Source organism: Luteibacter aegosomaticola (assembly GCF_023078475.1).
GTDB classification, from domain to species: Bacteria; Pseudomonadota; Gammaproteobacteria; order Xanthomonadales; family Rhodanobacteraceae; genus Luteibacter; species Luteibacter aegosomaticola.
In genome coordinates this window covers 592,263-611,218 of sequence record NZ_CP095741.1, presented here as the reverse complement: position 1 = coordinate 611,218, position 18,956 = coordinate 592,263, and the positions used below count along the sequence as shown (strand labels likewise).

The following is an 18,956-nucleotide window of genomic DNA, read 5'->3' as shown; positions in this document are numbered from 1 at the left end:
ATGCAAAGGGTTCAAAAGCTCGTGCTACGCGGCTCGGTGGTGCTCGCCGGGATGCTCACCGCCCCAGCCTTCGCCCAGCCCGGGAATTGCCCTGCCCCCGATGTATCCGCGGGTGGTCCCAGCAATGCCCACACACGCTACGTCGAAACGCACCTGCAGCCGCCGGTGATCAAGCCGGGCGATAAGCCCTTTAGCCTGAGCGAACGCATGCGGTATTACGACGTGCCTGGCATCAGCGTCGCGGTGATCCACAACGGCAAGCTCGAATGGGCACGTGGTTGGGGCGTTCGCGACATCGCCAGCTGCGCTCCCGTGACACCCGAGACCGCGTTCCAGGCGGCATCGATCAGCAAGGTGGCCACGGCTCTACTGGCCCTGCGGCTGGTCGAGCAAGGAAAGATCGGGCTGGATCGAAACATCAACGACGCGCTCCAGTCCTGGAAGCTGCCCGTAGATCCGAAGCTCGCACCCAACGGCGTGACCCTGCGCCAGTTACTCAGCCACACGGCCGGACTTGGTGTGCACGGGTCCGGTGGCTACCTGCCGGGCGCGCCGTTACCGACGCCCGTCCAGATCCTGGATGGCGCACCGCCGGCCAATAGTCCGCCTGTGCGTAGCGAGCTACCAGCCGGCGCTCAGTTCGAATACTCCGGAGGCGGTTATGTACTGACACAAGTCGCCCTTTCCGACGTGACCGGCGTGCCCTTTCCCGAACTGGAGCAACGCGAGGTCCTCCGCCCACTCGGCATGGCCCACAGCGCCTTTGATCAACCCCCATCCGCAGCTATCAAGGCCAACATGGCCTTCGGCCACGAGAATGGCCACCTCATTGAAGGGAACTACCTCGTCGCTCCCGAACTGGGCCCCGCGGGGCTATGGTCCACAGCCGGCGACCTCGCCCGAATGCTGATCGATATACAGGCAGCCGCCGCAGGGAAGACAGGCCATCTTCTTTCCCCTGCCATGGCACGACAGATGCTCACGCCGGTCAAAGACAACTGGGGTCTCGGCGTCGCCCTCTACCCGGATGGCGTCCCACGCTTCGGACACGATGGCGTGAATAAAGGCTTCCTGTCGTTCATGAGTGCGTACATAGGTAAGGGCGATGGCGTCGTCATCCTGACCAATGGCGGCGACGGCCATCGCCTCATGAACGAAGTCGTCCGCGCCATCTCCGCCGATTATGGCTGGACAGATTTCGCAGCGCCCGCGACCGAAGAGAAGACCTTGTCGCTCGCCCAGCTAAACAAAGCAGCGGGGCGTTTCGTGGGCGGTGGGCTTAACGTCGTGCTCGAGGCACGCCCGGACGGGCTGTATGCGAACGCCGGTGCCCCCGTCGCCGAACGGTTGATCGCACTGTCCCCAAGGCGCTTCCGCGCCGAGTCCCTGCCCGTCACGGTTGAGTTCAGCCCGGATTTCTCGAGCTGCACGATGATCGACGGGGCCCCGCCGATGAAGCTGGTGAGGGTAGAGCCGGCGCCTCCCATGGCAAAGACGAACTGATCCGGCTTCAGCGCCCCAAGGACCGGCATTCCGTCGGGAATCCTTGGGGCGTGAACGTTAGCTCGAACCCCTAACGGATTTGTCGGTATATCGGGATAGTCCTATGAACCTGGCTCACGAATAGCTTGCGCGCGCGGTGTTAGCCTCACGGCTATTCCGTCACACCGTCCGAAGGTTCATCTCCATGTCTACGTCCAACGTTTCGTCTGCGCCCTCCATGGACGAGATTCGCGCCGTATCGCCGGCGCTAGCGCGCTACACCACCGAGGGCCTCGTAGGTGAGGTATGGGCACGCCCGGAGCTGTCGACGCGCGATCGTTGCATAGTCACTGTGGCGGCACTCGTCGCCAAAGCCCAGACCACCCTGCAGCGCGCTTACTTTGAGAAGGCACTCGATAACGGAGTGACCCCAGGGGAGCTCTCAGAAATCGTGACACACCTGGCGTTCTATACCGGCTGGGGCAATGCGCTCGCGGCTGTCGCGCCACTGAAAGCAGTCTTCGACGCGCGAGGTGTCGACCAGGACGCACTTCCTGCCGCCTCGCCAACACTGCTTCCGCTTGATGAGGTGAATGAATCGAAACGGGCCACGACCGTGCAAGGCCTCTTCAGGGAGGTCGCGCCCGGCGTCGTGAAGTACACCACCGATTTCCTGTTCCGGGATCTCTGGCTTCGCCCCGGCCTTGCCCCGCGCGATCGCAGCCTGGTCACGGTCAGCGCGCTGACGGCCACCACGCAGGTGGCGCAGATCACCTTCCACCTCAACCGCGCGATGGATAATGGCCTGACGAAGGCCGAAGCCTCAGAGGTGTTCACGCATATCGCGTTCTATACCGGCTGGCCTGCCGTGATGTCGGCACTGCCTGTCGTAAAGGATGTGTTCGCGTCGAGGACCTAAACGTTAGCGGGCACCGTGACCGGGCGAAAGTTCTTGAGGGAACGACATGCGCTACGCTCTCACGTTCAGGGAAGAAAGGGCGCCATGAAGACTCATCATCTGCTTTTCGCCGCCGTGGCATGCGTCACCAACCTCGTCCACGCCGAGAACAAACAACTCTCGGCCGTGCCGCTTAGCGAATTCACCCACGCGCACTGGCTCGTCGATGTGGATCACGGCCGCAAGCTCAACGTCTTCTGCATGGGCAGCGGCTCGCCGACCGTCATCTTCGAAGCAGGTGGTGGCGACGACAGCGCGAGCTTCCGTTCGGTGCAGCCCGCTATCGCGGCCACGACACGCACCTGCACCTACGACCGTGCTGGCATCGGCTTCAGCGATCCGACGAGTCGACCAGCAACCGCCGTGAATGTCGTCGCAGACCTCCATCGCTTGATCGAGGCCATCAGCCCGCATGAGGCCGTCATCCTCGTCGGGCATTCCGATGGTGGCCTCTACGTGCCGCTCTATGCCGCCACCTACCCCGGTGATGTCGCCGGCATGGTTCTGATCGATCCGTTTACCGTAGGCGCGGACAAGGTCGCCGCTGCGCTACTGACACCTGCGCAGCGCAAGGCGTGGTATGCCTCGGACGAGCGGGATGTGGAAACGGCGAGGCGCTGTCTTGCCAAGGCGAAGGCCGGCCAGCTGGCACATCCCTCAAGGGAAGACGAAGCCTCCTGCCTGGATAGCTCACCGAACCCGGATGCCGGTAGGCACGCGGTGTTGAACGCGCAGCTCGCCCGCCCGACGGAGCAGGAAGCTTTGCTTACCGCGATGCTCGACACGTATCCCACCAAGGAACATGGCATGTCCGGCGGTGAAATCGCGCTGCAGCGTGCCAATCCGAACTTCGGCGACACGCCGCTGATCGTTCTCACCTCTGGCCTGAGCGAACAGACCGACCTGCCTGTCGCCACTCAGGAAAAGATTGCCGCTGCCTGGAAGCATCTGAACGACGAGCTGGCTACTCGTAGTACGCGTGGAAAAAACATCCTTGTTCTCGATAGCCACCACTATATTCAGGATGAGCATCCCGCCGCGGTAATTGATGCGGTGCTTGAGGTGGTGAAGACGATCACCGCGGCGGCGGCAACACGTTCACCGTAATCCGGGCAAACGGCCCATCGGCGGCGACCGCTGTGACCTGATGCGTCCCGGGGGCATCCAGCGCGATCTGAACTGGAGCGTCGCCGACGGTATCCGCTTGCCAGCGCCCATCGAGCAGCCACGCCACATTGCGCGTCGTACCCACAGCACTGAGCGTGGCATGGAGCGGGCGAGTGGCGTTGGCCGGCTGACGTAACGTCGTCTGGTCAGCAAGACCGGCGATGCGGATGGGGCCGACGGCGTCGAGCGAGTCGGGGGCGCAGCCCGGCGCTAGCGGCGGTAGCGCGCTGGCGGCGAGGTCGTCCTGCGAGAGCCACGGCGTGGCAAGCGCGGGCCAACGCGCGACCTGGCGCGTGGCGGTCACCTGCGGCTGGCACGTGCCACTGAGTCGGCGGCCGTGCGTATCGACACGTAGCGTCACCAACCCGCTTGCCCACGCCGTGACGCCACGTTCCGCGAGCGTCGGTGGCACCGCGCCTTCCAGCGACCACCCCGAGACACGACGGCGGCAATCGGCGGGCGCTGTCTTTCCGACCACACCGCCCAACGGCCAGCAGATATCCACGGCGCGGACACTGGCCGGGCGTGCATCGAACCGACCGCTGTGGGTCACCGGCAACATGGTGTCCAGCGCGAACAACAACGGCAGCGCTGTCACCGCGCCGTACTGGCCGGGTGATGGCGTGCCGTCGGGTCGGCCGATCCACACGCCAAGCGTCCAGTCGTCATTCACCCCGACAGCCCATGCATCGCGATAGCCGTAACTGGTGCCCGTCTTCCAGGCGAGGGGACGGCGCGTGCTGGCACTACCCTGGATGGGGGCACCTTCGACGTCCGCCGGATTGTTGGAGAGGATGTCGCGGATGATCCATGCCGCGCCGGGCGAAAGCATGCGGCGCTCACGTTGCGGATCGTCAGGCGTGTAGCGAACGGCGCCTGCGACGCCACGGTTCGCGAAGGCAGTGTACGCGCCCACGAGATCCTCGAGGCGTGCCGCCGTGCCACCAAGGATCACCGAGAGATTCGGCGTAGCGCCATCGGGCAAGCGCAGATTGAGGCCGCCGGCGGCAAGGCGCGCGGTGAAGCGCGTCGGCCCGACGTGGTCGAGCATGTCGACGGCCGGCACGTTCAACGAGCGCTGCAAAGCTTCGGCCACGCTCACCGGCCCATGGAAGCGCTCGTCGAAATTGGCGGGACGGTAGCCATCAAAGTCTTCCGGTCCATCGACCAACAGGCTGGCGGAACCCACGGTGCCATCGTCGAATGCCAGGCCGTAAAGGAATGGCTTGAGCGTCGAGCCTGGCGAACGCCACGCTCGCACCATGTCTACGTGGCCCAGTCGGATCGGGTCCGCGAACGCGGCGGTACCCACGTATACCCGCGCTTCGTGCGTCGCGTTATCGACCACGAGCACGGCGGCCGATGTACGTGGCGGAAGCCGCGACAGATACGATGCCACGCGATCTTCCACCGCTCGTTGCAGCGGGGCATCAATGGTGGTGGTGATACGGCGCTTGTCCGGTGAAGCAGCATGCAAGCGCTCGGCCAACAATGCCGCATCCAGCGGCGAGCGCAGCGAGCGGGCCACCACCTGTTCGATAGCCGCATCCTTCGCTTCGGCCGGGCTCCACACGCCCAGCGATTGCATGCGCTTGATCACCTTGTCGCGCGCAACGCGAGCTGCCTCAGCGTGACGATCAGGGCGCAGGCGACTCGGCGATTGCGGCAGCACGGCAAGCAACGCCGCTTCGGCATGCGACAGCCGCGAGGCAGGCTTGCCGAGATACGCCCACGATGCCGCTTCCACGCCTTCGATCGGCCCACCGAAAGGCGCGTGGTTGAGATAGAGATCGAGGATCTGCGCCTTGCTCAGGTGCGCTTCGAGCTGCAACGCCCGGAAAATCTGCACCACCTTGCCGCCCACCGTGTGCGGGATCGGCATGATGCTGCGCGCCACCTGCATGGTCAGCGTAGAGCCACCCGAAACGACACGCCCATGAAGGGCACCACCCACGGCACCACGCAGCAGCGCCCAGGGATTCACACCGGGATGCCGCCAGAACCAGCGGTCTTCGTAGGTAAGCAACGCTTGCAGGTACAGCGGCGACACCTGCTTCGCCGTAATCTGGTAGCGCCACACGCCATCACTATCAGCGAAGGCGCGAAGCGGTGTGCCATCGCGTGCCACGACCACGCTGCTCAGCGCGCTAGGCGCTGGCAGCTTCAGCGGAAAGATCCTGTCCAGCACCACCGCCAGGATCACGACGGCGGTGAGGATCAGGAGAGCGGCCCGGCCTAAACGCCGGGCCCTTGCGAGTTTCACGGTTCGACCACCGTGATCGAAGCTGGCACGCCCTTGCCGACGCCACGGATCGCCGGGCGATACATGTCTTCGACCAGCGGCGGCGGCACCACATACGTACCCGGGGTCACTGCGCGCACGATGTAGAACAGCTTGATCGCTTCACCACGGCGCAGCTTCACCGCAGCGGCATAGCGATCGTCGCGGTATTCCTCGTGCTCGGCATCGTCGGCCGACGCGTGCTCGGCGAGGTCGATCCCGTCGATCACGGTGCCTTCCCACTGGCGTGCGCCACCGAGGTTGAGGTTCTCCACTTCGAGGCCGCCCGGCACGAGGTCGGTCACCAGCGCGTCGGGCATGTCCTGGCGTGCTTCGATCGTGAGCTCGGCAATCAGCGTGTCGCCTTCCTTGAGCTTGTCGCCGTCCCAGGCCTTGCCGTCTGTCGTGAACCACGCGCGGCGCACATCCACCTGGCTCGGATCAGCCGCCGGTGCCTTGAGCGGGATGCCGGCGATATCGAGCGTGGCGAACACGGTGTCTTCGCTACCCGGCTGCACGGTGACGCCACCGGCGGCTTCCGCCGAGGTGAGGTCACGCACCCACATCGTCTTTCCAGCGGGGGCGCTTTCCGATGCGCCACCCACCTGCAGCGATACGTTCAGCGGGCGTCCGCCGCCGGCATCGAAGGTGTGGGCGACACGAGCGATCGCTACTTGCTCCTGCGTGCTGAGGTAGGACCACGACCAGTGGTAGTACGGGGTCTTTTCTTCCGCACCACGCGCACGGTTGGTCGCGTTACGCGCCCAGTCGACGAGCTTGGCGTCGTATTCCGGCTTGCTCATGCCAAAGGCATGGGTCAGTGCCACCATCTGGCCCAGGTCGCGCAGGTCGGAGCCGTAGTCGCCCACGTACCACGGACGCTCCTTCGACCAGGCGAAGGCTTCGTCCACCGCCTTGCGGCCACGCTCTTCATCGCCCATGAGCTTGAGGGCGATACCGAGGTGGACCAGCGGCAGCGGACCGACCAGCTTGCTGCGCTCGTTGTCGTACAGCGTACGCAGCGTGCCGAGCGGGGCACGGTTCACGCGGGCCAGCACGAAGCCGCTGTAGGCCTCATCGGCGATACGCATGTGGTCGTGCTGCTCGTAGCCGTAGTACGGGTGGCCACCGGCGAGCAGGTCGTCGTTCAGTGCTTTCAGCGCCTTCTGCAGCACTTCCTGCGGGACGACGAAGCCAGCGTCGCGGGCATCCAGCATGAAGTCCACGACGTACGGCGTCATGAACGTCTGGATCGGGCTGGTGCCGCCCCAGAAGCTGAAGTGACCCTTGTCGGCCTGGAACGAAGCGATGCGTGCCAGCGCCGACTCCACGGCCGACTGGCGGGCCGCCGGACTCAGGCCGGCCACACCGAGCGCCTTGCCCGTTGCGTCGTCCATGAACAGCGCCGCGAAGCCCTTGCTGGTGGTCTGCTCGATGCAGCCGTACGGGTACTTCACCAGGTCACGCAGCGCCTTGTTATAGGGCAGCGGCGGCAGCGTGCTCAGCGTCACGCGGGCATTGACCGTGGAAGGCGCGTACTGGCCGGCCAGGTTGCCGTCGATCTTCGTGGCCTTGCCGCCTTCGATCGCCATGGGCACGGTCTGCACGTCTTCGGGCCAGCCGCTGCGCACGGTGAATTCGAAGTGGCGATCGACCGCGAAGTCGTTGAGCTCCGCATGGATATCCACCGTGGCCACGCCGACGCCCGCCGAAGCGGTCACGGGCATCGTCAGCACCGTGCCTGCGCCATTCTTCAGGTTGGCCTGCTGGGTCGCGTTGTCCACATGGACCAGGCCATCGGTCTTCACCGTGACCTTGGCCACGCCATCCTTGCCGGACATGTTCTTCAGATCGACCGTGATGCGGGCCTTGTCACCGCCCGCCATCACGCGCGGCATGCCGGGCTCGACCACGAGCGGCGCGCGCACCACCACCGAGCCGTCGGCATGGCCGAAACGCTGGTCGGTGAAGGCGAGCGCGGAGACGCGCAGGGTACCGTTGAAGTCCGGCACATCGACGCTGACCTTCGCATTGCCGCTGGCATCGAACTGCACGGGGCCGGCGAAGAGATCGACGATCTTGATCTTCGGATTCGGGCGCTGTGCATGCGGCAAGCCATCGCCGGACATGTCACCACCGTAGCGCACCTTGGCGACCGCACCATCCATGGCTTCGATCACGCGGCTGTACAGGTCATACGCATCGATGACCATGGCGCGCGGGGCGAACATCCATGCCCACGCATCGGGCACCGGGTAGTTGGTGATGTTGAGTACGCCCTGGTCCACGGCAGCCAGCGTGACGAAGCCCTTCTGCCCTGCGATGCCATCGGCATGCACGGTAACGGCGAGCGGCTGGCCCGGACGCATCGTGGCCGGGGCCTGCAGCGTCAGCGGCAGCTGGCGGTCGTTACGGTCCATCGTGACGTGCTCGATACCCATGGCACGTGCGGGTGTGGTCTTGTCCGTGGCCTTGCCACCACGGAACACCAGCGCGACGACGTGGACGTCGTGGCGCTCCCAATCGGCCGTGACCGGGATCTCGAAGGTGCTGCCAGCCTTGGCGTCGATGTCCTTGGTGTAAAGCAGATGGTCGCTTTCGACGAGCAGGACGCCCGGGCCCGGCTGCGGCGGCGTCACGGTCACCTTCAGCGTATCGCCGGTGCGGTAGCGGGCCTTGTCCAGGGCAAGCTTCACCTTGTCCGGGCGGGCTTCCTTACCCAGGTTCTGGTCTTCCCAGCTGTAGCCGGCGAAGAACGGGAAGTTCGTGGTGAGCTTGGTGGCCGGGTCGTAGACCTCGAGGCGGTAGCCACCCCATTCCACGGGGAAATCCACCTTGGCCCGCTGGCCTGCGGCCACATCGATGTCACGCTCTTCAATCAGCTGCAGGGAGACATTCTGGTTGGATTTCCAGTCGTCGCCGTGCTCGTACATCCAGTAGAAGTCGCGCACTTCGCGCTGCAGGCGCACCTTGAGGTGCTGGCCGGCGACGAGCTTGCCGTCCACATTCGCGCGGACGATTTCGAACGAGGCGTTCGCCTCGCTCTCCGCACCCTGCTTCGGATCGAACAGCGGGCGCACGCCCACCAGCTCCGGCGCGGGCCAGAAGGTGCGGTTCAGCACGCGGGTCACCGCGCGGCCGCCGGATTCGTAGACGCTGCCCGAGACCACCATCGCGTAAGGCGTCGTGGCCGGCAGGTCGCTCGGCATGGCGAGCTCCTGCGTGGTCTCGCCCTTCTCGTCCAGGTGGACGTCCACCGCATCTTCGCTGGGCGTGCTGCTGGGCGCGAGCGGGTCACCGAAGAAGGTGTCCTTCATCGCCGCGACCGGGTGCTGCTCTGGCTTCACGAACAGGCGTGCGGTGAAGCGGTTATCCGAGGCCGGCGCACCGAACAGGTAGCTCGAGGCCACCGACATGTTCAGCGCTTCGCCCGCCATGACGCGCGCCTGCTGCGCGTCCAGGGTGACCTTGAGGCGCTCGGGCAGGAACTCTTCCACGTGGAACGGGAAGGCCTGCACGGATTCCTTGCTGGCCGGGTCCAGGCGGAACTCGAGCTGCCACAGGCCCGTGGCCGCATCCGCGGGCAGGGTCTGCTTCAGCTCGAAATAGTTGAGGTCGCGCGGTTCGATCTTCGTATCGGCCAGGGCACGGCCATCCGGCTGCTTCAAGCGCACGTAGACGGGCTGGGCCTTCATGGCCTTGCCGTCGTAGTCGCGGAGCAGCGCGGAGACGCGCATGTCTTCACCCGGACGGTAAAGATCGCGACCGGACCACGCATACACCTCGAACGGCGCCTGGCGGCGGCCGCTGACATCGAAGTTGGAGACGTCGAGCGCCGGGCGGTTGAACGGCAGCACCGACACGTCCTTGTCGTGGCGGGCGATCAGCACGTCATTGCGGTCGGGCTTGTACGCCAGCAGCGCGTTGCCGTCCTTGTCGGACTTGGCGTGCAGCTTCGAGGCGCCTGTTTCGTCGGTGATATCGATATCGACGCCCGAAATCGGCGTGCCGCCTTCCAGCGAGGCCACGTGCAGCAGCGCGTTGTCCTTGTACACGCGCAGGTGCAGGCCGATATCGCTCACGAAGAACGTGGCGGTGTCGTACTCATCGCGGAACACGCCGCCACGGCGGAGCACCGCCATGTACACGCCCGGCTGCTTCAGCTGGGCGATGTCCTGCACGGGGATGTAGCTGACGGTGCGCGCGTTCGGCTCACCCTTCAGGGTGTAGTGGTTCGCGTAGACCGAATCGGCGATGCGGGTCAGCGCCTCGGGCGTCTGGTCACCGTCGTTGCAGTGTTCGTAGTTGTACGGATCGTGGTCGAGCTCATAGTCGCCGCGACGCTTCTGGCCGGGGTAGCTGCAGAAGAGCTTCGACAGCGCATCGTCATGGATGCGGAAGAACTCAATATTGGCGTCTTCCACGTTCATGGAGACCACCGGCAGGCCACGTGCGCCGCGTGCGGGCAGCACGCTGCCGTGCGAGGCGAAGCCCAGCGCGGGTGGCAGGTCGCCGGAGAACACATCCTTGCGCTCATCGGCGCTCAGGGCGTGGCCACTGGCGGCGAGCAGCGAGGGGTGCACGGTGACACCGTAGTGCTGGTTGGCCTGCACATACGGGAACACCAGCGTCTGCTGGTCATCCTCGAGCTGCCAGCTGCCCTTCACCGGCGCGCCGTCCTTGTCGACGACATCGATGCGGGAGTCGAACTCCTGCGACGACGCGAGCTTCTCGTTGAACTTCAGGACCAGTTGCGACTGGTTGTCCTGATAGCGGCTGGCCGCCGACATGATGACGAGGCGGTCAGTAGGTACTGCGTTGGCCTTGCTGGCGGCAGCGCCCTGAAGTTCGGGCTTGTCACCTTCGTTCTTGCCGCAGCCGCTGGTGACAGCGATGACGGCAAGCAGGACGCACACGACGAATCCGCCGCGAATACGGCGGGTCTTTCCTTGGATCGACATGGTTGTTTCCCCGGTTACTGCATACAGTGTCGCAGGAAATTATGGCGCAGGCGAGGCGGCCGGATGGCTGTTCACGTGCTGCGGGCAGACCTGGAAGGGATAATCAGACATCCCCTAGACGGCAGCACCCTGTGATGACCCGCACCCTCCCGATGATGACGGCAGCGGCCGTGGCCGCCCTTGCCTTCTCCGTTACCTTTAACGCATCGGCCGCCGACGGGCCCGCTTCCGCTCCGGTCTACGGCCCGGAACTCGAGGGCTTCGATTACCCCTACCCGGTGCAGCGCTTCGCCTTCCGCTCCCAGCGCCAGGATCTGCAGATGGCGTACATGGACGTGCCCGCGGCAGGCGGCAAGGCCAATGGCCGCACCGTCGTCCTCCTGCACGGCAAGAACTACTGCTCGGCGACCTGGGGCCCCACCATCGGCGTCCTCGCGAAGGCGGGCTTCCGCGTGATCGCGGTCGACCAGATCGGCTTCTGCAAGTCCAGCAAGCCGGAGGCCTACCAGTTCACCTTCGCCCAGCTGGCGCGCAACACCAACGACCTGCTCCGCTCGCTGCACATCGACAAGGCCACGGTCATGGGCCACTCCACGGGTGGCATGCTCGGCATCCGCTACGCCCTTAGCTATCCGGACCAGGTGGACCAGCTCGTACTGGTCGATCCGATCGGCCTGGAGGACTGGCGCGCCAAGGGCGTGCCGCCTATCTCGGTCGACCAGTGGTACGAGCGCGAGCTGAAGACGACCGACGAGCGGATCCGCAATTACGAGAAGGCCACGTATTTCGCAGGGCAATGGCGCGACGCCTACGAGCCCAGCGTGCAGATGCTGGCCGGCATGTACCGCGGCCCGGGCCGTGAGCGCGTGGCCTGGAACTCGGCATTGCTCTACGACATGATCCTGACCCAGCCGGTGGTCTACGAACTCAACCAGCTGAAGATGCCGACGTTGTTGATGATTGGCGATAAGGACGTCACGGCCATCGGCAAGGACTTCGCCCCGCCGGCCATCCAGGGAACGCTGGGGCATTACCCCGAGCTCGCGCGCGCGGCGGTGGCCGCCATCCCGAAAGCCACGTTGGTGCAGTTCCCGGATGCAGGCCATGCACCGCAGATGCAGGAGCCCGAACAGTTTCATGAGAGCTTGCTCAAAGGGCTTGTGGGCAAGCCCCAATGAAACATAAAAAAACCCGCTAATTTGCGCGTGCAGCAGACAAATGCTGTAGAGGCGTAGCGGGTGTATTGAATTTGACGATAGCTGGATTCGGAGAAAACGGCCAGAGGCATACGCCCCTGGCCGCATAGCGTTACTTCGTAGCCAGGCGGTGACTGCCCTGGAAACGGTTGGCGGGCACGGTGGCGCTTGCGGCCAGCGTGAGCGGGGTACCGAAGGCATCGGCTACCTTGGCAGCGGTGAAGCTGTTGCCGTTGCCTTGCCAGTCGACGAGGCTGCCGTTGGCACCGCGCCACAGGATGTCAGCCACGCCGTCACCGTCGTAATCGCCGATGCCTGCGAGCGACGCACCTGCCGGGATCGCCTGGCTGTGCTGGCCGGTGACCTGGAAGCCCTGCATGTTCCACCAGGTGAGCTGGGTGCCGGCACTGTCGGTCCAGATCAGGTCGGTGGTGCCATTGCCATCCACATCGCCCACGCCGACGAGCACGGCGCCTGCCGGATGCGCCGGCAGCGCGTGTTCCACGAAGCCGTCGCGACGATCGCTCAGCCACAGGGCGGTGCCGGTGGAGTTGGTGCGCGTCCACACGATATCGGTGTAACCATCGCCATCCACATCAGCCAGCACCGGATGACCGCCGGCGATGCCCTGCTTCGGCCACGACTGCCCGGTCACGATGATGTCGTTCTGGGTGGTCGGATCAAGATCCAGCGCCCACCACACGATGGACGACGTAGCCGTATCGAACCACACCAGCTTCTGTACGCCGCTGTCGTCATGGACGCCCACGCCGACGAACTGCCAGGTGGCCGGGATATCACGGTTCACCACAAAGGTGTAATAACCGCCGGTACCGGTCGACACCCACACATTGAGCTTGTGGTTTCCATCCAGCAGCAACAGTTCGCCGGACTTCAGCGAGAGCGCATCCAATCCCGGCACGACATCGCCATAGCCCACCACAGTGAGCGACGGGTCGATCGCCTGGGCCTGGTCGTACAGGCTTACCGCGCCCTTCATCGACACCGAATGCAGCATGCCGCCATCGACATAGGCGAAGTCGCTGTAACCATCGTTGGTGAAGAGGTTATTCAACGAGAGGAAGTCTGCGGGCGCGGCGTAGTTCCGCTTGGCCGGAGCACTCCATGTCTTCACCGCGTCGGCGAGGTTGCTGGCATTGATCGAGCCGAGACCCGTAGCCATGCTGTAACCCACGTTTGCCTTCCACGCCGGGACGAGGGTGTGCGTGGTGGTATCACCACCTTCGACGATACCCACGATGTTGTTGAGCTTGCTCCCGGTATCGCAGTTGATCGAACCTGTACCGCAGGGCTGCACGATGTCGCCTTCGATCACGTTGTTGAACACGCACGAGGCGGCGATGGTGTTGCCGTTGTTCGCGTTGCATGCGGTGAGCACGGCGTTGTTCGGCGAACCAACCGTACCGTACTGGCGCGCAGCGATACCGTAGAACGCGTTCAACGGGTTGCCGATGCGCTCACCGTTCACCTGGTTGAGCAGGGCTTGCACGCCAGCCATGGCCGGTGCGGCGAATGAGGTACCGCCAGCCGAATTGGCGAACACCGAGTCCGGATCGCGGAAATCGCAAGCCGTCCCGCCGTTGTCGGTATCCGACATGCAGAACACCAGCGCATGGCCATACAGGCCGTTGGCCGAGAACAGCGAGATATCCGGAATGGTGCGCGAGGTGTGGTTGGTGGAACCATGGATGCCGATCTGGGCTTCCGGCTGGGTGAACAGCGTGCTCGGGCCACCGCCCGCGCCACCGACCTGCAGGAAGTCCTGTCCACGGCCCTGGCTATCGTTACAGGCGGTGATGCCATCCTGGTAACCGAGCAGCGTGTACAGGTGGCTGCTGGCGCAGCTGTTGTTCCAGGTCATTTCCGGGATATAGCTCACCGCCGACTGGTACTTCGGCAGGTTGGTCGAGGTCCAGTAGGTCGACTGCTTACCGCGGTCGTTGAAGTCCGTACCGCCGATCGCGACCGCCGAGGTGGATGCCGCGAGGCCATTGATCGCCGCGCCGCTCTGCGACCAGAACAACGCGCCCTGGTCGCACTGGGTCGAACCGCCATCACCCGACGACACGTAGACGCTAACGCCCTGCGCCGCAGCCGACGACCAGATGATGTCGGCGAGGTAGGCATCGGAAGCATCGGCGCTTTCGCAGGCACCGTAGCTCAGGCTGAAGATCGGCGGCGGCAGGTCCGTCGTCGTATCCAGCAGGCGGATGGCCGCGATGAACGGGCCGAAGCTAGCACCGGAATCCGCGCACGAGGCGAGCACGATGTTCGCGTCCGGCGCAGCCGCGCCAGCCCACTGCGCATCAAGCGCGGCTTCACCTTCATCACCGTTCAGGCCGGGATCCGTACAGGGCGAGCTCCCGGAACCCGTCGGATGAACGATGGAGAACGTGCCCGCCGCGTTGTTCGGCAGGAAGGCGGCACGGAAGTGAGCCACGTCGTCGGGCTGCACGTTGGTGCGCTCGAGCACCACCACGGTCTGGCCGGCGCCGCGCACGGGCGTGTCGCGCTGCCAGAGCGGATTCACGTTGTACACGGTATTGAAGTCGGCCGGCACCATGTCGTACGACGTCGCGGTGTTGACCGTGCCCGGCGGCACCGTGAAGTTGGGATTATCAGCCGCGGCGGTCTTGAACTTGCCGGCCTTGCTATCAAGGCGCGCTTTGGCGATCGGCGTGTGCTGGGCAACCGGGAAGAAGTTGTGCAGCGACACGCCCTGCACCAACGGTGCGACCGCCGCCGGAACACGCGCGTCGGTGGTATTGGCGAAGCGCTGTGCCCCATCCGCGGTGTAGCTGTGGATCTCGGTGGCGAACGCCTTGGACACGGCAGCCGCGCTACCGGACAGCGACACCGTCATGCGGTCTTGCGACACGCTGTTGACGGTCAGGCCCTGGCCTTGCAGCCACGTCTTCAGGCCCTGGATATCCTGGGTGGAAGGCCCGAAGCGCTCGCCGATCTGCTTGCCGGTGAGCCACTGGTGGAAATCGGGCGATGCCGGGTTGGTCTGCCGCGCGAGCAGCGCACGGAAGGCCTTCTCATGGTCATCGTCACGCTTGAGCGTGAGGGTGATGTTGCTGATCGCCTGGCTGGCTGGTACGGCGCCAGCATCTTTAGCCGCGGCGGCCTGTCGCGGGCGCGATCCGACGAGGGTAGCCGTACTGGCACCGCTGACGGCGGTGGTGAGTCGTGGCGTGGCGGGATTCGCGGCGGATTTCACCGAGGTACTGAAATCGGCGGCGACGAGGGGCAACGACAGGGCGCAACCTGCCGTCAGGCTCGCTAAAGCGAGCCATGCTGAAGACCTGCGAGACATGCAACCAACTCCCTAATGGGCCAAGTGAAGGATCTGGATCTCCACCGAGCTCCCTGCTCCCCATCCGGGCACCCCTTTGGCACTGCCTGGCGTCAGAGTGATCAGCTCCGCCAACTTACGCCGGCATTCGCAAGAACGGTTTGACGGGCATCACATTTGGCCGTCCAAATGCGTTTAGCTTTGTGAAGGCGCATAATGACTTTTTTCATTCAGGAAAACCTCCCCATGTCGTCACTTGGCGCCATCGCCTTCCTCGTCCGCGATTATGACGAAGCCATTGCGTTCTTCACGCAGGCCCTGCGCTTCGAATTGCTCGAAGACACACCGCAGGGCGCGGGCAAGCGCTGGGTCACCGTGGCGCCGCGCGGCTCGCAAGGCACGCGCCTGCTACTGGCCAGGGCGGTGAATGATGAACAGCTCGCCCACGTGGGCAAGCAAGGGGGCGGCCGCGTGTTCCTGTTCCTCGAAACGGAAGATTTTGCGGGCGATCACGCGCACATGCTGGCCCATGGAGTCACGTTCCGCGAAGAGCCGCGCCACGAGCCCTACGGCAGCGTCGTCGTGTTCGAGGATCTCTACGGGAACGGCTGGGATTTGATCCAGCCAAAACGTTGAGGGCCGGAACATGAACGAGCGACTCCGCGTAGCCGTACTGGATGACTATCAGCACGTAGCAAGGCAGAGCGCCGATTGGGGCCCGCTTGATGCGCTGGCCGATGTCGTGGTGTTTCACGACCATGTGGCGGATGAGGCCGCGCTGGCGCGGCGCCTCGCACCCTTCGATGTGGTGTGCGTGATGCGCGAGCGCACGCCAGTGACCGCCACGTTGATCGCCGCCCTGCCCCGCCTTCGCCTCATCGCGTCGACCGGCCGTGCCAATGCGTCCATCGATCTGGACGCCGCGGCGGCTCGCAACATCAAGGTCGTCAACACGAACTACGCCTCCACGCCCACGATCGAGTTCACCTGGGCCGCTATCCTGGGCCTCGCACGCAACCTCGCCAACGAAACCGCGTCCGTGCGTGCGGGCGGCTGGCAGCAAGGCATGGGCGTGGAGCTCGCGGGCAAGACCCTGGCCCTCCTCGGGCTGGGCCGGATCGGTTCTGCCGTCGCCCGCATCGGCCAGGCCTTTGGCATGAACGTGATCGCGTGGAGCCAGAACCTGACCAGCGAACACGCCACCGAACATGGCGTGGAACGCGTGGAGAAGGATGCGCTGTTCGCCCGTGCCGATGTCCTCAGCATCCATGTGAGGCTCAGCGAGCGGACGGAAGGCCTCGTGGGCCGCAAGGAGCTGGCCCTGATGAAGCCCACGGCACGCCTGGTGAATACCTCGCGCGGCCCCATCGTCGATGAGGCGGCGTTGATCGAAGCGCTGACTACCGGCCGGCTTGCCGGCGCGGCGGTCGATGTATACGAGCCCGAACCCTTACCGTCCGACCATCCGTTCCGCCGCCTGCCCAACGTGCTGGCCACGCCGCACATCGGTTACGTCAGCGAAGAGATGTACCGCACGTTTTACGGTGACACCGTACGCAACGTGGTCGAGTGGATCGGCAAGGTCAATCCATAGCGACCTTCTTGCCTTCCTTGCTGCTGTCCTTCGGCTTGATCGTCATGAGCTCGAGCGGCTTGCCGTCGGGAAGGCGAATGGACCAGCCCTGCTGAAGATCAGCAAGATCGTTGACGCGCGGGCAGATGCCATTCGCCCGTGCCTCAAGCTCCTTGGAGCGCTTGTCCATTTCCTGGTTGAGGCTCTTGTCCAGCGCGTCGGCGCGCGCGGTTAGCGCGGCTACCTTGGTGCTATCGCCCGAGAGCGCGGCGGATACCGCACTGGACGTCACCGAGCCCACGAGTTCGCCCACCGAATCCGACACCGAACCTGCGACGGTCTCGGTCATGCGGTCGGACGACCAGTGGCCGCTGCCGACGCCTTCGTCGATCTCCTTGATGGCCTGGGCCTGCTTTCGCTTGATTTTGGCCAGGATGGCATCGCGCTGATCCGGCTCGGCGAAGGTCATGGTGACGGTGGTCATGGCGTCGAAACCCAGGACCACGCCCCGGCGGGATACGTCGGCCACCTCGGGCATCAGCTTGCGGACGCCGTCTTCGTAACGCCGCAGCGCCTCGGCGTCGCGGGACGAGACGGCCACGTCGCGCCCATCCACCTTCAGGGCACCATCGTGGAGGAAAACCTTGTTCGGGGTGCCATCCGTACGATGAAAGCTCAGGCCGGCGGCCGTGACGTCGACATCGTAGGGCGTCGAGTAGTCGTGCTTGCAGGTATCGGTGCTGAAGCTGAAGTTGGCGGCCATGGCCGATCCGGCGCTAAGCGCCAGGGTGGCGGCGAGGCCGGCGGTCGCAAACAGATGGCGCATGGTCCTTCTCCCCAGGGGTGTCGCGGGCTCTGATGCCGGCGGCTCACGCTTGGTTTAAGCCCGTGCGGCGCGGATTACATGGGCGGTTGGTCACCCCCTGACTTCCGGCAGGGTCAGGACGCCAGGCCACGCTCCCGGGCGTACTCGGAGAGCCGGCTGTCGTGGTCGATACCCAGCTTGCTCATGGCATCGCGCTTCTGCCGGCTCACCGTCTTCACGCTGCGGCTCAACCGGTCGGCGATCTGGGTGATGGACATGCCGCTCACGTAGAGCCGTACGACCTCGATTTCCCGGGCGGAAAGACGCACGTCAGCCAGGGGATCTTCAGCGCATTTTTCCTGGAACTGATAGCGAATCGTCTCGCTGAAGAACGAGCGGCCCGCGACGGCGTGGCGCACGGCCACCGCCACCTCGCGCAGCGGGGCGCGCTTGTCGCACAGGCATGAGGCGCCGCGCGCATGCATCGTCTGCAGCACGGCCGTGTTGTTCACCATGGTGAGAATGACGATCGGCAAGCGTGGGTAGCGGCGACGGATGGTGTCCAGCAACAGCAAGCCATCGCCATGGCGCCCGCCAGGCATGGAGAAGTCGGTAACGATGACATCGCATGGGCGTGTCGCCAGCAGGTCGAGCAACTGGTCGCCATTGGCGGCCTCGCCGATAACTTCGATATCGCACGCCTCGAGCGCCGCGCGCGTGCCCATGAGAACCACGGGGTGGTCGTCAGCGATGATCGTTCGTAGGAGCATGGATCCGGCTGCCCTCCGTGAGCCCAATGCATGAAGAGCGCGGAGAGTAGCGCAAATGCAGCGCACGTATCCGGCTCGTGCCGCGTATGCGTGACACCCGGCGAGGCGGTTACGAATTACCTCAAAACTTCGCGCGATTTTTCAGATTAGTCTGATTCCATCGTCATTCGCAGCGCCCGAAGCTCATGGACGTGAGCAGTAGAGGGTCACCGAATGAATGAGCACCATGTCGATTACCACATCGCCACCGTCGATAGTGGCTGGGGCATTTTCAGGGACGGCACGCAGATTGGCATGCGCGAAGACGCCGCCGATGCGATTGCGTTCGCCAATTTCTTCGCCGATCGTGAGACGTTGATCGCACCCGTGCCCGTTCGGGTCACGGCGGATATCGCGTTGCAACGGGCCATGGCCGAATGGCGGCTTGCCGCCTGACAGGCACAT

At 64.7% G+C, this 18,956-nt stretch carries 12 protein-coding genes; 7 read left to right on the top strand and 5 right to left on the bottom strand.

The genetic code is table 11. From position 1 onward, the window contains the following. From L2Y96_RS02660 to L2Y96_RS02650, 3 genes are all read left to right on the top strand, one after another. A complete protein-coding gene (locus L2Y96_RS02660) occupies positions 1-1,503 on the top strand; it encodes a serine hydrolase domain-containing protein (protein ID WP_247331751.1) in 1,503 nt (500 codons plus the stop codon). 184 nt (positions 1,504-1,687) lie between these two features. Beyond that, the gene (locus L2Y96_RS02655) at positions 1,688-2,401 is read left to right on the top strand and encodes a carboxymuconolactone decarboxylase family protein (protein WP_247331749.1); all 714 of its coding nucleotides are present in this window, start codon (positions 1,688-1,690) and stop codon (positions 2,399-2,401) included. An 84-nt stretch (positions 2,402-2,485) separates the two neighbouring features. Beyond that, complete coding sequence (locus tag L2Y96_RS02650) at positions 2,486-3,547, top strand: alpha/beta fold hydrolase (protein ID WP_247331747.1); 1,062 nt, start codon at positions 2,486-2,488, stop codon at positions 3,545-3,547. Here the strand turns inward: L2Y96_RS02650 and pbpC are convergent. Next, complete coding sequence (gene pbpC, locus L2Y96_RS02645) at positions 3,516-5,870, bottom strand: penicillin-binding protein 1C (RefSeq protein ID WP_425492519.1); 2,355 nt, start codon at positions 5,868-5,870, stop codon at positions 3,516-3,518. The genes L2Y96_RS02650 and pbpC overlap by 32 nt on opposite strands. Continuing rightward, complete coding sequence (locus L2Y96_RS02640) at positions 5,867-10,849, bottom strand: alpha-2-macroglobulin family protein (protein WP_247331745.1); 4,983 nt, start codon at positions 10,847-10,849, stop codon at positions 5,867-5,869. The genes pbpC and L2Y96_RS02640 overlap by 4 nt, the downstream gene beginning before the upstream one ends. 134 nt (positions 10,850-10,983) lie before the next feature. Here L2Y96_RS02640 and L2Y96_RS02635 point away from each other — a divergent pair, with 134 nt between their 5' ends. Further along, positions 10,984-12,027 (top strand): alpha/beta fold hydrolase, encoded by a 1,044-nt coding sequence (locus L2Y96_RS02635; RefSeq protein WP_247331743.1) that lies wholly within the window; start codon positions 10,984-10,986, stop codon positions 12,025-12,027. Positions 12,028-12,157: 130 nt separating this feature from the next. Here L2Y96_RS02635 and L2Y96_RS02630 read toward each other — a convergent pair whose 3' ends face one another. Beyond that, positions 12,158-15,385 (bottom strand): protease pro-enzyme activation domain-containing protein, encoded by a 3,228-nt coding sequence (locus L2Y96_RS02630; protein ID WP_247331733.1) that lies wholly within the window; start codon positions 15,383-15,385, stop codon positions 12,158-12,160. A 225-nt stretch (positions 15,386-15,610) separates the two neighbouring features. On the opposite strand from L2Y96_RS02630, the gene L2Y96_RS02625 reads away from it, so the two are divergent. After that, positions 15,611-16,000 carry a VOC family protein gene (locus L2Y96_RS02625; protein ID WP_247331731.1) on the top strand — a complete coding sequence of 130 codons (390 nt, stop codon included), beginning with the start codon at positions 15,611-15,613 and terminating at the stop codon, positions 15,998-16,000. A 10-nt stretch (positions 16,001-16,010) separates the two neighbouring features. After that, positions 16,011-16,958, top strand: a complete 948-nt coding sequence (locus tag L2Y96_RS02620) for a D-2-hydroxyacid dehydrogenase family protein (RefSeq protein ID WP_247331729.1) — start codon at positions 16,011-16,013, stop codon at positions 16,956-16,958. On the opposite strand, the gene L2Y96_RS02615 is transcribed toward L2Y96_RS02620, so the two are convergent. Then, positions 16,948-17,763 (bottom strand): DUF2884 family protein, encoded by an 816-nt coding sequence (locus tag L2Y96_RS02615; protein ID WP_247331727.1) that lies wholly within the window; start codon positions 17,761-17,763, stop codon positions 16,948-16,950. The genes L2Y96_RS02620 and L2Y96_RS02615 overlap by 11 nt on opposite strands. A gap of 113 nt (positions 17,764-17,876) precedes the next feature. Further along, the gene (locus L2Y96_RS02610) at positions 17,877-18,512 is read right to left on the bottom strand and encodes a response regulator (RefSeq protein ID WP_247331726.1); all 636 of its coding nucleotides are present in this window, start codon (positions 18,510-18,512) and stop codon (positions 17,877-17,879) included. A 213-nt stretch (positions 18,513-18,725) separates the two neighbouring features. On the opposite strand from L2Y96_RS02610, the gene L2Y96_RS02605 reads away from it, so the two are divergent. Continuing rightward, entirely contained in the window at positions 18,726-18,947 is a 222-nt protein-coding gene (locus L2Y96_RS02605) for a hypothetical protein (protein WP_247331724.1), read from the top strand. The last annotated feature ends 9 nt before the right edge of the window (positions 18,948-18,956 follow it).